The 13,454-nt window shown below is 57.1% G+C and carries 13 protein-coding genes; 8 read left to right on the top strand and 5 right to left on the bottom strand.

Going from position 1 to position 13,454, the window contains the following annotated elements; translation table 11 throughout:
- Positions 1 to 58 precede the first annotated feature (58 nt).
- On the top strand, positions 59 to 397 hold the full coding sequence (locus ACEVJL_RS03930) for a histidine triad nucleotide-binding protein (RefSeq protein WP_008981778.1): 339 nt from the start codon (positions 59 to 61) through the stop codon (positions 395 to 397).
- 62 nt (positions 398 to 459) lie between these two features.
- Here ACEVJL_RS03930 and ACEVJL_RS03925 read toward each other — a convergent pair whose 3' ends face one another.
- Positions 460 to 1,155, bottom strand: coding sequence for a helix-turn-helix domain-containing protein (locus ACEVJL_RS03925; protein ID WP_302671001.1), 696 nt, complete (start codon positions 1,153 to 1,155; stop codon positions 460 to 462).
- Between the two features lie 563 nt (positions 1,156 to 1,718).
- On the opposite strand from ACEVJL_RS03925, the gene cysE reads away from it, so the two are divergent.
- The 5 genes from cysE (at position 1,719) to ACEVJL_RS03900 (ending at position 5,941) form a co-directional block, all read left to right on the top strand.
- Positions 1,719 to 2,390 carry a serine O-acetyltransferase gene (gene cysE, locus ACEVJL_RS03920; protein ID WP_008981781.1) on the top strand — a complete coding sequence of 224 codons (672 nt, stop codon included), beginning with the start codon at positions 1,719 to 1,721 and terminating at the stop codon, positions 2,388 to 2,390.
- 15 nt (positions 2,391 to 2,405) lie between these two features.
- Positions 2,406 to 3,848: a cysteine--tRNA ligase gene (gene cysS, locus ACEVJL_RS03915; RefSeq protein ID WP_374736924.1), complete on the top strand. Its 1,443-nt coding sequence runs from the start codon at positions 2,406 to 2,408 to the stop codon at positions 3,846 to 3,848.
- Positions 3,849 to 4,016: 168 nt separating this feature from the next.
- Positions 4,017 to 4,553, top strand: coding sequence for a rubrerythrin (rbr, locus tag ACEVJL_RS03910; protein ID WP_110440064.1), 537 nt, complete (start codon positions 4,017 to 4,019; stop codon positions 4,551 to 4,553).
- 199 nt (positions 4,554 to 4,752) lie between these two features.
- Entirely contained in the window at positions 4,753 to 5,376 is a 624-nt protein-coding gene (locus ACEVJL_RS03905) for a DUF6198 family protein (protein WP_110440065.1), read from the top strand.
- A 148-nt stretch (positions 5,377 to 5,524) separates the two neighbouring features.
- A complete protein-coding gene (locus ACEVJL_RS03900; RefSeq protein ID WP_374736922.1) occupies positions 5,525 to 5,941 on the top strand; it encodes a WapI family immunity protein in 417 nt (138 codons plus the stop codon).
- Positions 5,942 to 6,129: 188 nt separating this feature from the next.
- Here the strand turns inward: ACEVJL_RS03900 and ACEVJL_RS03895 are convergent, their stop codons facing one another.
- The 3 genes from ACEVJL_RS03895 to ACEVJL_RS03885 form a co-directional block, all read right to left on the bottom strand.
- Positions 6,130 to 6,876, bottom strand: coding sequence for an amino acid ABC transporter ATP-binding protein (locus ACEVJL_RS03895; RefSeq protein ID WP_151076173.1), 747 nt, complete (start codon positions 6,874 to 6,876; stop codon positions 6,130 to 6,132).
- Entirely contained in the window at positions 6,860 to 7,597 is a 738-nt protein-coding gene (locus tag ACEVJL_RS03890) for an amino acid ABC transporter permease (RefSeq protein WP_235395900.1), read from the bottom strand. The genes ACEVJL_RS03895 and ACEVJL_RS03890 overlap by 17 nt, the downstream gene beginning before the upstream one ends.
- 94 nt (positions 7,598 to 7,691) lie before the next feature.
- Positions 7,692 to 8,573, bottom strand: a complete 882-nt coding sequence (locus ACEVJL_RS03885; RefSeq protein WP_374736921.1) for a transporter substrate-binding domain-containing protein — start codon at positions 8,571 to 8,573, stop codon at positions 7,692 to 7,694.
- Positions 8,574 to 8,855: 282 nt separating this feature from the next.
- Here ACEVJL_RS03885 and alr point away from each other — a divergent pair, with 282 nt between their 5' ends.
- Both alr and ACEVJL_RS03875 read left to right on the top strand, forming a co-directional pair.
- On the top strand, positions 8,856 to 9,974 hold the full coding sequence (alr, locus tag ACEVJL_RS03880) for an alanine racemase (RefSeq protein WP_020989925.1): 1,119 nt from the start codon (positions 8,856 to 8,858) through the stop codon (positions 9,972 to 9,974).
- Between the two features lie 179 nt (positions 9,975 to 10,153).
- Positions 10,154 to 11,986, top strand: coding sequence for an LTA synthase family protein (locus ACEVJL_RS03875; protein WP_374736920.1), 1,833 nt, complete (start codon positions 10,154 to 10,156; stop codon positions 11,984 to 11,986).
- 28 nt (positions 11,987 to 12,014) lie between these two features.
- Here ACEVJL_RS03875 and ACEVJL_RS03870 read toward each other — a convergent pair whose 3' ends face one another.
- On the bottom strand, positions 12,015 to 13,403 hold the full coding sequence (locus ACEVJL_RS03870) for an alanine/glycine:cation symporter family protein (RefSeq protein WP_374736919.1): 1,389 nt from the start codon (positions 13,401 to 13,403) through the stop codon (positions 12,015 to 12,017).
- Between the last annotated feature and the right edge of the window lie 51 nt (positions 13,404 to 13,454).

Below are 13,454 nucleotides of genomic sequence, written 5' to 3'. Positions count from 1 at the left end.
GCAATCCCGACAAATTGGGGTACAATGGTCTTACTTGACAAACAAAGGAGGTTTATCCATGTCAGATTGTCTGTTTTGTAAGATCGCAAACGGCCAGATCCCGTCCAACAAGGTCTATGAGGACGAGACGGTCTATGCCTTTTACGACATCGAGCCCCAGGCGCCCACCCATTTTCTGGTGATTCCCAAGACTCACATCGCTTCCGTGGCTGAGGTCACTCCCGAAAATGCTACGGTGGTGGCCCACATCTTTGCTGTCATCTCCAAGGTGACCAAGGAGCTGGGTCTGGAGAGCTACCGGGTGGTCTCCAACATTGGCGAGCAGGCTGGTCAAAGTGTGCCCCACCTGCACTTCCACGTGTTGGCTGGCCGCGACATGACCTGGCCTCCGGGTTGATTGATTGCAGAAAAAACATAGCGCCCCTCGTTCCCTGGTTTGGGAGCGAGGGGCGCGTTTTATCAAAACACAATCATTAAAATCAGAAGGGCGCAGATAACACCTAAGATTACCGCTCCCACGGTGGTCCAGAAGGACAAACCCTGCTGGGGGCTGGGTTTGTAGGGACGGTCCATCAGCCGGGGCAGTGGTGCGTTACCGGTGGGGTCAAAACAGACCAGCAAATCACCTGGATGGGCAAAGCGGCTCTGGAGCGCCCGGGCCTGATCCAGTGTCAGGCCACGGAACAGCGCTCTGGGAGCCTGGCACAGGATTTTATGGGTGTACCCCAGCAGATCCTGGTTTGGGAGGGAAAAGGCGGGCTTGTATACTCCCTCCTCGCAGATCTGGTACAAAGTCAAGTTGTCCTCTGGGGAGGTAAGAGCAGATTTCAGGACCAGGGCGTACTGAACTTTTGGGGACGCTTTCAGAGAGCACCCGCAGTTGGGACAGAAATTGTCCAGTCCTGTTACAATGGCCTGACAGTCGGGGCAGCGGGCGGGGATGGAGGCATCGTCTGTCTCCTTGCCCAGCAGCAGCCAGTCGGAGGACACGCCGAACAGCCGGCACATCTCTGCCAGATAGGCCACGTCGGGGTTGTTCTGGCCGCTTTCCCACTTGCTTACCGCCTGCCGGGAGACGCCCAGCTTTTCCCCCAACTGTTCCTGAGACAGCCCAGCCTGCTTTCGGGCCAGGGCAATGCGTTCCTTTAATTCCATGGAAATCCCTCCATTTCTCCGACCTTTTTCTGGTTTCAGCATAGCAAAGGACGGGGCAGTTGACAAGAAAAAGAAGCTGGAATCCTGTCAACCTCAGGTTGACAGGGGGGATTGTCGGGCAAAAAACGGGGCGGACTTGACACAAACGCCAAGCAATGGTAATATACTGACTTGTAAAGCGCAGAGAACGGAAAAGTAACGTCCTATCCAGCAGACAGAGAGAGCCCTTCACCGGCTGAAAGGGGGCTTAGGTTGGCGGATGTGAAGTGCGTCCGGGAGCGCGGCGGGTAATGCCGCCCGGCTTGGCCCCGATAGCGGTCAGACAAGCGAGAAATGAGAGTGGAACCGCGATTCGTCGCCTCTTATGCCCGAAGTGGGCGTGAGAGGCGTTTTTGTTTTTCTCCAAACGGACCGAAGGAGGTGCAGTGATATGTGTAACACAAACGGAATGATCTTGGAGGCGTGTCGATGTTGGGACGTAGCCGAAACCGTAAGCATACCATATCATGCGCCCCAATCGGCGCCGGCCGGAGCCCGTGTGCCCCGGAGAAAAGGAGGATACTATGTTTCATTCCCTGATGGAGACGCTGGAGGCCTATCAGCGCCGTGACCCGGCGGCTCGTTCCAAGCTGGAGATCTTTTTGCTGTACCAGGGGGTCCACGCCACCCTGTATCACCGTCTGGCCCACTGGTTATACTGCCATAACTGGAAGTTTTTGGCCCGGTTCGTCTCCCAGTGGAACCGGTTCTGGACAGGCATCGAGATCCACCCCGGGGCCAAGATCGGCCGCCGGTTCGTCATTGACCACGGCATGGGCATCGTCATCGGCGAGACCGCCGAGGTGGGAGACGATGTGCTTCTCTACCATGGAGTCACCCTGGGCGGTACCGGCAAGGACCAGGGCAAGCGCCACCCCACCATCGGGAACAACGTGCTCATCGGCTGCGGAGCAAAAATCCTCGGCCCCTTCAAGGTGGGAGACGGAGCGCGCATCGCGGCCAACTCCGTGGTGCTCAGCGAGGTGCCCGAGGACGCCACCGCCGTAGGTATCCCCGCCCAGATCGTCCGCATTGCCGGGCGCACCACCCACTATGCCGACGACGTGGACCAGACCAGCGTGGAAAACCCGGTGGAAGAGCGCATCGAGGCCCTCTCTGCCCGGCTGGAGCTGGTGGAGCGTCTGCTGGATGAACAGTACCAAAGCGGAAACTTTGTTCCCAAGAACATGAGATAAAAGGAGGAGACAGCTATGCTGCTTTATAATTCTGCCACCCATAAAAAAGAAGAGTTTACCACCCACACGCCCGGCCATGTGGAGATGTATACCTGCGGCCCTACCGTCTATCACTTCGCCCACATCGGCAACCTGCGTTCCTACATTATGGAGGACGTGCTGGAGAAGTTCCTGCGCTACTCCGGCTATGATGTGAACCGGGTCATGAATATCACCGACGTGGGCCACCTCAGCTCCGACGCCGACACCGGCGAGGACAAGATGCTCAAGGGCGCCAAGCGGGAGCACAAGACCGTGATGGAGATCGCCCAGTACTATACCGACGCCTTCTTCTCCGACTGTGCCAAGCTGAACATCAAGACTCCCGATACCGTTCAGCCCGCCACCGGCTGCATTGATGAGTACATCAAGATCGTCTCCGGGCTGCTGGAAAAGGGCTATGCCTATGTAGCCGGCGGCAACGTGTACTTTGACTCCTCCAAGCTGGATCGCTACTACATCTTCAACGACCACAACGAGGAGGACCTGGCAGTCGGCGTGCGCGAGGGCGTGGAAGAGGACTCCAACAAGCGCAACAAGAACGATTTCGTGCTGTGGTTCACCAAGTCCAAGTTTGAGGACCAGGCCCTGAAGTGGGACTCTCCCTGGGGCGTGGGTTATCCCGGCTGGCACATCGAGTGCTCCGGCATCTCCCTGAAATATAACGGCGAGTATCTGGACCTGCACTGCGGCGGCATCGACAATGCCTTCCCCCACCACACCAACGAGATCGCCCAGTCTGAGAGCTACCTGGGTCACCCCTGGTGCAAGCAGTGGTTCCATGTTCACCACCTGAATACCAATTCCGGCAAGATGTCCAAGTCCAAGGGTGAGTTCCTGACCGTCTCCCTGCTGCAGGAGAAGGGCTATGATCCTCTCAGCTACCGTTTCTTCTGCCTGCAGTCCCACTACCGCAAGGGCCTGGTGTTCTCCTGGGAGAACCTGGACAACGCCCAGGGCGCTTACCAGAAGCTCATCAAGCGCATCGCGGCCCTGAAGGAGGGCGGCGAGCCCGACCAGGCGGTGGTGCAGGAGTACCGGGAGAAGTTCCTGCAGCAGGTTGGCAACGACCTGAACACCTCCATGGCGGTGACCCTGCTGTACGACGCCTTGAAGGCTAAGACCGACGACGCCACCAAGCTGGCCATCCTGGGCGACTTTGACCAGGTGCTGTCCCTGTCCCTGCTGGAGAAGGCGGCTCAGGTGCGCAAGGAGCAGGCTGCCCAGAAGACCACTTCTGCCGGCGACTACACCATCACCGGCGAGGGTGACCCTGCTGTAGACGCCCTGGTGCTGGAGCGCTATCAGGCCAAGAAAGCCAAGGATTTTGCCAAGGCTGACCAGATCCGGGATGAGCTGAAGGCTCAGGGCATTGAGATCACCGACGTGCCCGGCGGCGCCTCCTGGAAGCGCGTGTAAAAACGAGAAAAAAACGTAGAATCCCCCCTTCAGTATCTGGGAATACTGAAGGGGGATTTTTCTTAAAAAACCCAAAGAGTGATTGACAAAGCTTTGGGCAGGTGCTATAATGTAACCAATTAAACGAGAATTATTCGCATTAAATATTTTTTAAGGGAGGAACTTACGATGCCTGAACTGAAGGGTAGCAAGACCGAGCAGAACCTGTGGACCGCTTTTGCCGGAGAGTCCCAGGCTCGCAACAAGTACACCTACTTTGCCTCCAAGGCGAAGAAGGACGGCTATGTGCAGATCTCCAAGATCTTTGAGGAGACCGCTGCCAACGAGAAGGAGCACGCTGAGATCTGGTTCAAGCTGCTGGGCGGCATCGGCACCACTTCTGAGAACCTGAAGGCTGCCGCCGAGGGTGAAAACTACGAGTGGACCGACATGTATGCCACCATGGCCAAGGAGGCCAAGGAGGAGGGCTTTGACCACATCGCGTTCCTGTTTGAGGAAGTGGCCAAGATCGAGAAGGAGCACGAGGAGCGTTACCTCAAGCTGCTGGCCAATGTGGAGGGCGGCCTGGTCTTCTCCCGTGACGGCGACATGATCTGGCAGTGCAGCAACTGCGGCCACATCCACGTGGGCAAGCAGGCCCCCGAGGTGTGCCCTGTGTGCGCTCATCCCAAGGATTACTTCCAGCTGAAGGCTGAGAACTACTAAGCGAAATAAGCACCAGTCGGGTCGGACAAAATGTCCGGCCCGACTTTTCGCTTCCCACCCGCATAAAAATATGGAATATGACGAGAAGTGGAAAATAATTGTGAAAAAGGGCGAAGATGATATAAACAGCCAATAACTGTTGCCAAAAATGGGGAAAACAGATATAATGAAAACAGACGGGATAAAAGGAGTTGTTATTTTGTTTTCCCTGTTGAAGCCAAAGAAGTGTCTGCTGGCATTGCTGGGCAGCGCAATCTTAGCCTTTGGCCTTTACAATGTGCACGCTTTATCCGGCGTGACCGAGGGCGGCGTGTTGGGTATGACCCTGTTGCTGCACCACTGGTTTGGAATTTCACCGGCGGTGACAGGTTTGGTGCTCAATGCCGTGTGCTATTGGATGGGATGGCGCCTGCTGGGCAAGGAGTTTATTGGCTACTCCATCATTGCCGGCGGCGGATTTTCCTTGTTCTATGCCCTGTTTGAGCAGTTCGACCCCATCTGGCCGCAGCTGGCCCAATACCCCCTGTTGGCGGCGGTGCTGGGCGCTCTGTTCGTAGGGATCGGCGTTGGGCTCAGCGTCCGGGCGGGAGGAGCTCCCGGCGGGGACGATGCCCTGGCTATGAGCATGTCAGCAGTCACGCACTGGAACATTCAGTGGGCTTACCTGATCACCGATCTGGTGGTGCTGGGGCTGTCGGTAAGCTATATCGACCTCAAGCGCCTGGCCTGCTCCCTGCTGACGGTGCTTTTGTCAGGACAGATCATCGGGTTTGTCCAGCGATTCAAGAGCCCTGAGAAAAAGGCAGTGCCGGAAAACACATAAAAAAACCGCGGCAGATCAAATGGTCGGTGTTCGTAAGGCAGCGAACAGCCACAGCAGTTTGCACTGCTGTGGCTGTTCTTGTAGTTTATCCGGCCATATGATAATATGGAGCCGAACAGACCCGCAAATCGGGATTCGAGGTATTATCATGTATAGATTAGAATCAGAAAACTTTCTTTTGGAATTAAATCCAATGATATATGAAAATGATCTTTCATTTGCAGTAAACACCAGTCTGGGTATAAAGGTATTCAGTTATGGATTTTCCGCTGACTCTGTGATGGATATTGATGTTCGAGGACTTGCGGGCTTTTCTATATCTCTAAATAGACTATATGAAACACTCAAAGGCTCTGCGAGATTAGAAGATCCGTATGGTGTACATAGCTATATAGAGTTTATAGCTTGTAGCGGAGGTCACATCAAAGTTAAGGGTAGTATTCATAATGGAAATGCCTATGGATATGAACAGGAACTTGCTTTTGAAAATGAACTCGACCAGACCTATCTAAAGAGTTTTGTAAAGGCTTTGTTTAACGACTACAAAAAATATGTAGAGCGATAACTTCCAGTTTGTCGAACAGATAACAAGGGCGCACTTCTATACGGGTTCAACCCGTATGTGCACTTTGCGTTACTGCGCTGCGAAAGCGGCTATCCTCTCAAGGAAAAAGGCGTGACTTTCGCGGTCACGCCTTTTTCCTATTTTACTGTCTTACGAACACCCCGCTAACGATCTGCCGCGGATATTTTTTATAAAACCTTGCTCAGGAAGGCCTGTGTACGGGGGTTCTGAGGGGAATCAAACAGAAAACGAGGGGAGTTTTCCTCCAGAATAGCGCCGCTGTCCATGAAGATGACCCGGCTGGCCACCTCGCGGGCAAAGCCCATCTCGTGGGTAACCACCGCCATAGTCATGCCCTCGTGGGCCAGGTCCCGCATCAGGTCCAGAACCTCGCCTACCATCTCCGGGTCCAGAGCGGAGGTGGGCTCGTCAAAGAGCATGACCTCAGGCTCCATAGCCAGAGCGCGGACGATGGCAATACGCTGCTTCTGGCCGCCGGAGAGCATGTTGGGATACTCATCCGCCTTGTCGGCCAGGCCGATGCGCTCCAGCAGCTTCATGGCCTGGGCGTCGGCCTCATCCTGCTTCTTCAGACCCAGCTGAACGGGGGCCAGAGTGATGTTCTTCTTCACCGTCATATGGGGGAAGAGGTTGAAGTGCTGGAACACCATGCCCATCTTCCGGCGGTGGAGGTTGATGTCCACCTTCTTGTCGGTGATGTCCACGCCGTTGAAGTAGATGTGTCCGCTGGAGGGGACCTCCAGCAGGTTCAGGCACCGCAGCAGAGTAGACTTACCGGAACCGGAGGGGCCGATGATGGCAACCACCTCGCCCTTCTTGATGGAGAGGGAGCAGTCGTTAAGGGCCTTCACCGCTCCGTGGTTGTATTCCTTGATGACGTGCTCAACACGGATGAGCTCAGCGCTTGTCGCCACGACGCATTCTCCTTTCAATGGCCTCGATGGCCTTGCTGGCGGGGAAGTTGATGCAGAAGTAAATGATAGCAGCCAGGACCAGGGGACCCACTGCGATGTAGGAGTTGGTAATGACCGTCTTTGCGCCCCACATCAGATCGTACACGCCGATCACGGAGCAGATGGAGGACTCCTTCACCATGGTGACGACCTCGTTGGCCAGGGCAGGGAGTACATTCTTGACCGCCTGGGGCAGGACTACCAGACGCATGGACTGCCAGGAGGACAGGCCCAGAGAGCGGGCGGCCTCGGTCTGGCCTGCATCCACCGCCAGAATACCGGCCCGGAAAATCTCAGCCACGTAGGCGGAGCTGTTCAGCGCCAGAGCCACTACGCTGGGGATAAACAGATCCAGACGCAAGAAGCCGAAAATGGTCATCTTGGGCACCTCGATGAAGGAGAATACACCCAGATAGATGATGTACAGCTGCACCAGCATAGGCGTGGAGCGGAAGATGGCGATGTAAGCGCCGGAGATCCAGCGGATAATGCGGCTTTTGCTCAGCCGCATCAGGGCCAGCAAAAGGGCGGGGATCACGGCCAGCAGCACCGCCACAACAGACAGCATCAGGGTGTACTTCACGCCCTGTACAAAATAGAAGGTGTACTTGGGCAGGAAGGTGAAGTTGATGAAGCTGGCGGGACCGGGATTGGTAAACATTTGGAGGAAGGATTCAAGCATAGTTGTACTCCCTTATCTTTCTTTCAAAATTCCCAATACACAGCCGTGCAAAGCCGCAAATGCGGCTTTGCACGGCAGATAGAACGAAACGAATTTACTGAGCCTGAGAAACCAGATCGTTGGCCTGCTCGATGAAGTCGGTCATAGCGCCGCCCTCGGCAGTCACCTTGGCGATGGTCTCATTGATGGAGGGCAGCAGACCCTTGGGATCGCCCTTGGCAACCCACACACGGTAGGGCTCAGCAGCCTCACCCAGGTCGATGCTCTCGACGATGGCCAGCTCGTCGTTGGAGGCCACGTACTTCTGAGCCACAGCGGCGTCCAGAACCACGGCGTCGCACTTCTCAAACTGGAGCTGAGCAATCAGATCGGTGACCTTGGGCAGCAGCAGGTCCTGCACATCGGTCATATGGGGCTTCTCGGGATCGGTACCCAGGACGATGTCAGCCTTGGTGGTGCCGGTCTGGGCGCCCACGGTCTTGCCGGAGAAGTCCTCCAGGGTCTTGTACTGATCCAGGTCAGCCTTTCTCACAACAATGAGGGGAGCCTCATCGGTGTAGTAGGGATCGGAGTAGTCAGCGGCGGTAGCGCGGTCATCCTTGAGCTCCATGGCGGCGATGACCATGTCCACATCACCCTTGTTCATCAGGTTGAGCAGCATGTCAAAGTCCATGTCGCTGATCTCCAGCTCTGCGCCCATATCCTCAGCGATCTGCTGGGCCAGGAACACGTCGATGCCCACGATCTTGTCCTCGCCGTCCTGAAGGACGTGGAACTCGAAGGGAGGATAGTCAGCGGAGGTGCCCAGGACCAGCTTCTCAGCGCCGGTGTTGGAGCCGCTGGTGCTGCTCTGGGAGCCGGAGGTATCGGTGTTGGAGCCAGAATTAGAAGCGGAACCGCCGTTGCTGCTGGAACAAGCGGTCAGCCCAAGACCCAGGGCCAGAGCCAGGGACAGAGCAAGAACATTCTTTTTCATTTTGCATAATCTCCTTTACATACCATTCATCCAGGCCCACCGGGCTTGGATAGGTTGTGTAAGAGTATACCACCGGAAAATATTCAACGTCAATAGATAACTATGCAAAAAGTGAGCGCTGGAATAAATTTTTTTAGCACAAATGACACGGGGCGGTAATTTCCGGTTGAAACAGGGAGAAAAAGAGGATATAATCAGGTGACAATAAAAAAATCTTTCGAGGAATGGGGCAGATCACCGGGGGACGGAGGTTTGTTCGGCGAGAGGGAGACAGAAAGAAAAATGAATATTATTTTGAATAATTCGATTTTATCTGTGGATATGAAACGAGTACGGCGCAACGTGGCTACCGTTCTGGAAGAGCTGCAGGGAGCGCAGCTGATCCCTGTGCTGAAGGATAACGCCTATGGCCTGGGACTGGAGGCCATGGGCCATGTTATGGAGGAATTTCCCCAGATCACCACTCTAGCGGTGGCCCAGGTGGGGGAGGGCGCGGCTCTGCGCCAGGCGGGCATCACCCGGGAGATCCTGATCTTGGGCGGTGTGCCCGCCCATTTGCTGCGCGCAGCGGTGGAGCTGGACCTCACGCTGTCGGTGGGACGGCTGGAGCTTCTCCCGGTGCTGGCACTGCTAGGACAGTCGGCAGGCCGGCGGGTAAAAATTCAAATCAAGATCGAGACCGGGCTCAACCGCACCGGCGTAATGCCGGGGGCGGAGCTGGCCCATCTGCTGGAGGAGTGGCGAAGTGCCCGGAATCATTTCCAGATCATGGGCGCCTTCAGCCACTTTGCCGACCTGGAGGACACAGAGCGGACCCGGCAGCAGTATGAGCTGTTCCTGGAAGGTGTGGAGCAGCTGCAGGCGGGAGGAATGGAGATCCCTCTGCGGCACATTTCGGCCAGCGCCGCCCATGAGCAGTTCCCCCAGTACCGGCTGGACGGGGTGCGCATCGGCCGGCGGCTGTACATGGACCACCCCACTCAGCCCACCGGACGGGTGAGTGAAACGGCCACCTGGCGCACCTGGATCACCGGCCTTCGTACTCTCCAGGCCGGCTCGCCCCTGGGTTACGGCGGAAAGGTATTTCTGGAGCGGGACTCCACTGTGGCTACCATCGCCGTGGGATACGGTGATGGGCTCAGTGAAGAGCTGGTACGGGTCCATGGGCCGGTGCTGGTAGGGGGAGAGCGGGCCCGGCTGATGGCCTGCTGCATGGATCAGACTCTGGTGGACGTCACCGGCATTCCCTGCCGGGTGGGCGACCCGGTGACCCTGTTTGGCTGGGACGAACAGGGAAACCTGCTGGCCTCTCAGGAGGTGGCCCTGCTGGTGGGAGAGGACGAGGGCTGCGGACTGACTGCCCAGCTCAGCCCCCGGGTTGCCCGGATTTACAGCAAATAAAGAAAAAATGGGAGCGGGAAGGAAACCTTCCCGCTCCGTTTGCGTCTAACAGGACAAGAGTGAAATTCCGGAAAATATCTTGCAAAATTTTTGAAAAGTTTTATTCTAAAAGGTAGCGGCAGCGCAATGGAACTGCCGCTTTGATACCACAGGCGGTTCAGACCGCCAAAGGAGATCCTATGAGAGCTTTATTGTACCGCGATACGTTCCCGCGGCTGGTGGCCGACTTGCGCAGCCAGCCATGGAAATGGATGTCCAGACTGGTATTCCTGCTGGGACCCTGGGCAGCCTTCTGGATGGTGGAGATCCTCAACCAGAACGATGTGTTTTCCGACCTGCAGGCCTGGCAGGTGCTGATGAATCTGGTCTGGTATTACATCCTGTTCTTTGTGTGCCGGCTGGTGCTGGGGCGCCGCCGCCGGGCAGCCGGACTGGCCATCTGCCTGAGTTTTTTGATTGGACTGGTAAACCACTATGTGCTGCGCTTCCGGGGCCGCATTTTTTTTCCTGCCGATGTGGCCAGCTGGAAGACGGCGGCCAATGTGGCCGACGCCTTTGACTTTTCCATTGATACCTATATGGAGCAGGCGGCGGTGCTGCTGGTAGCTTACCTGTTTTTGGTGTGGATGTGCCAGCCGCAGCCCAAGCGGGACAAGCTGCCTCTGCCGGTGGGAATCGTGGGCTGGATCTTCTGCATCGGCTACTCTTTTGCCTTCTTCTTTACTGGCATGCTGCCTGCCCTGGGGATCTATACCCAACAGTGGGTCACCCAGGCCAACGGCTTCCTCCTGAATTTCACGGTGGCCCTGCGGTATAGCTCGGTGGATAAGCCCGATGATTACAGCCATGACCTTGTGCTGAAACTGATGGACGAGTACCCCGGTGTGGAAGAAAATGTGGACACGACCAAGCCCATCAATATCATTGTGGTCATGAATGAGTCCTTCTCCGACCTGACCATCTTTGACAATCTGGAGGTCTCTCAGGACCCCACCCCCTTCCTCCACTCCCTCAGTGAGAACACCATTAAAGGCTGGATGTACTCCCCCGTTACCGGAGGAGGTACTGCCAGTGTGGAGTTTGAATACCTCACCGGGTTCTCCACCATCTTCCAGCCTCCCCACACAGTAGCCTACCAGCTCTACACCAAAGAAGGGATGCCCTCCCTGGCATCCCTGTTTGGAGTGAACGGCTATGAAACTACCGCCTTTCACCCCTATAAGTCCTCGGGATGGAACCGGCCCATCGTGTATAACAACATGCGCTTTGATAACCAGCTCTACCAGGAGGATGTGGACAACGCCTATATGATCCGCAACTACATCTCCGACCAGTCGGACTATGAGACCATCTTCCAGATCACCGATGCGGAGCAGGGAGACCCCAACTTCATTTTCAACGTCACCATGCAGAACCACAGCAGCTACGCCCAGGGCTGGAACAACCTGGAGAAAACGGTGACGGTATCCGATGATCTGCGCCAGGCGGATTATTCCTCGGAGCAGTACTTATCTCTGGTGCTGGAGAGCGACCAGGCGCTGGAGCAGCTGGTGGCCCACTACGAACAGAGCAGTGAGCCCACCATGATCGTCTTCTTTGGCGATCACCAGCCGCCTCTGAAAAACGCGTTTTATGAAAAACTCTACGGAAAGCCTCTCTCGGAGCGAACCACCGAAGAGGTGATGCAGCAGTACCAGGTCCCCTTCTTTATCTGGACCAACTATGATATTGAGGAGCAGGAGGGGTTAATGATCAGCCCCAACTACCTGGGTGTGCTCACCGCCAAGCTGGCGGGGATGCCGCTGACCGGCTTTATGAACTTCCTCTCTCAACTCTATGAGGAGATGCCTGCCATCACCCCGGTGGGGATCCTCACGGCAGATGGGGAGTATCTGGAACGGGAGGAGCTCAATGAGGAACAGCAGCAGTGGCTGGAGACCTATGAGACCCTCAACTACTGCGGTATGGTGGACCTGTTTGATGAGGCCCGCCCCATGTTCTGCCTGGATTAAACGAAGCAAAATGCCCCGGTGTGACATGTCACACCGGGGCATTTTGTTGCTGAACCCATTGCTGCAGCAGACGCAGGGCCTGGGGAGCCAGCAGAAGCAGAGCCAGCAGGTTGGGAATGGCCATCAGGGCATTGCACAGGTCCACCAGCTGCCAAAGTCCTGCGCTGTTCCCGCAGGCCCCCAGGACTACACATCCCAAAAAGACAGCACGGTACAGGGGGAGGAGGCGGTCTCCGCCCGTGAGGAAGCGCAGGCTCTGCTGACCGTAGTAGCTCCAGCCGAGAATGGAGGAGAAGGCAAACAGAAGCAGGCTGATCCAAACGATCCATGCCCCTGCCTCTCCCAGTACGGCGGAAAAAGAGCGGGCAGTGAGGGGAACGCCCAAGGCCCAGTCGGGAAGCGTGCCCTGGCGCAGCTGAGAGAGTACCGTCTCTGGCTGGTACACGCCCCCAACCAGAATGACCAGGGCGGTGAGGGTACAGGTGAGCAGGGTAGCGAAGAACACCTCAAAAATGCCCCACATGCCCTGACGGGCGGGGTGATCCACTTCGGCGGCGCCGTGGGCCATAGCGGAGGTGCCCAAGCCCGCCTCATTGGTGAACACTCCCCGAGCCACCCCGTGGCGCAGAGCCTCCGCCGCTGTCCAGCCCAGACCGCCTCCCAGCGCGGCCTGGGGCGTGAGGGCGCAGCGGAAAATGAGAGAGAGGGCCTGGGGCACCTGCGGCCAGCGCAGCAGCAGCACCAGCGCGCCTCCACCCAGATATAGCAGTGCCATGGCGGGGACCAGAGCCTGGGACACCCGGGCGATGCGGCCCAGTCCTCCGGTAAGGATCATCCCCGCCGCAGCCACGGTGCCCAGGCCGATGGCCAGGGGCGGCCAGCCAAAGGCTCCGTGGAGGGAGGCGGCGATGGAACCCGACTGGACCATCCCGCCCCCAGCCAACGTGGCGGGGAGACAGGCCAGAGAGAACCAGACCGCCAGCAGGGGAGAGCCCACCCCATCCCGCAGATAGAACATAGGACCGCCCTGGCGGCCGCCGCCGGGAGCTGGGCGCTGGTAGCGCACAGACAGCAGCTTTTCCCCGCAGCTGGTCATCATCCCCAGCAGGGCGGACACCCACATCCAAAAGACTGCCCCTGGACCGCCCAGACACAGGGCGGCGGCCACCCCGGCGATACTGCCCGTCCCCATGGTGGAGGCCAGGGCGGTGGCCAGGGCCTGGATGGAGGACAGACCGCCTCCTTTTTTCTCCGCGGTGGGATGAAACAGACTGCCCAGCGTGGTACCAAGCCACAGCCGGGCGTGGAAAAAGGGGAAAAACCCTGAGCCAAGAGAGTAGACCAGCCCGGTAAGCAGAAAGCCCCCCAGCAGCCAGGGGCACCAGAGATGCTGTGTCAGTGTGTGCAGGACGGACATGGCGTCACCTCCACTTAACTGGTATGTCCCAGAGAAGAAAAACAGCACCGG

It is taken from the genome of Flintibacter porci (genome assembly GCF_041925195.1).
Lineage (GTDB): Bacteria > Bacillota > Clostridia > Oscillospirales > Oscillospiraceae > Lawsonibacter > Lawsonibacter porci.
This window is presented reverse-complemented; position numbering and strand designations above follow the sequence as displayed.

Bases quoted from the DNA above. Each gene is read 5' to 3' on its own strand.
- ACEVJL_RS03930 (WP_008981778.1), top strand. From the start codon at position 59: ATGTCAGATTGTCTGTTTTGTAAGATCGCAAACGGCCAGATCCCGTCC.
- ACEVJL_RS03925 (WP_302671001.1), bottom strand. From the start codon at position 1,155: ATGGAATTAAAGGAACGCATTGCCCTGGCCCGAAAGCAGGCTGGGCTG.
- cysE (WP_008981781.1), top strand. From the start codon at position 1,719: ATGTTTCATTCCCTGATGGAGACGCTGGAGGCCTATCAGCGCCGTGAC.
- cysS (WP_374736924.1), top strand. From the start codon at position 2,406: ATGCTGCTTTATAATTCTGCCACCCATAAAAAAGAAGAGTTTACCACC.
- rbr (WP_110440064.1), top strand. From the start codon at position 4,017: ATGCCTGAACTGAAGGGTAGCAAGACCGAGCAGAACCTGTGGACCGCT.
- ACEVJL_RS03900 (WP_374736922.1), top strand. From the start codon at position 5,525: ATGTATAGATTAGAATCAGAAAACTTTCTTTTGGAATTAAATCCAATG.
- ACEVJL_RS03890 (WP_235395900.1), bottom strand. From the start codon at position 7,597: ATGCTTGAATCCTTCCTCCAAATGTTTACCAATCCCGGTCCCGCCAGC.
- ACEVJL_RS03885 (WP_374736921.1), bottom strand. From the start codon at position 8,573: ATGAAAAAGAATGTTCTTGCTCTGTCCCTGGCTCTGGCCCTGGGTCTT.
- alr (WP_020989925.1), top strand. From the start codon at position 8,856: ATGAATATTATTTTGAATAATTCGATTTTATCTGTGGATATGAAACGA.
- ACEVJL_RS03875 (WP_374736920.1), top strand. From the start codon at position 10,154: ATGAGAGCTTTATTGTACCGCGATACGTTCCCGCGGCTGGTGGCCGAC.
- ACEVJL_RS03870 (WP_374736919.1), bottom strand. From the start codon at position 13,403: ATGTCCGTCCTGCACACACTGACACAGCATCTCTGGTGCCCCTGGCTG.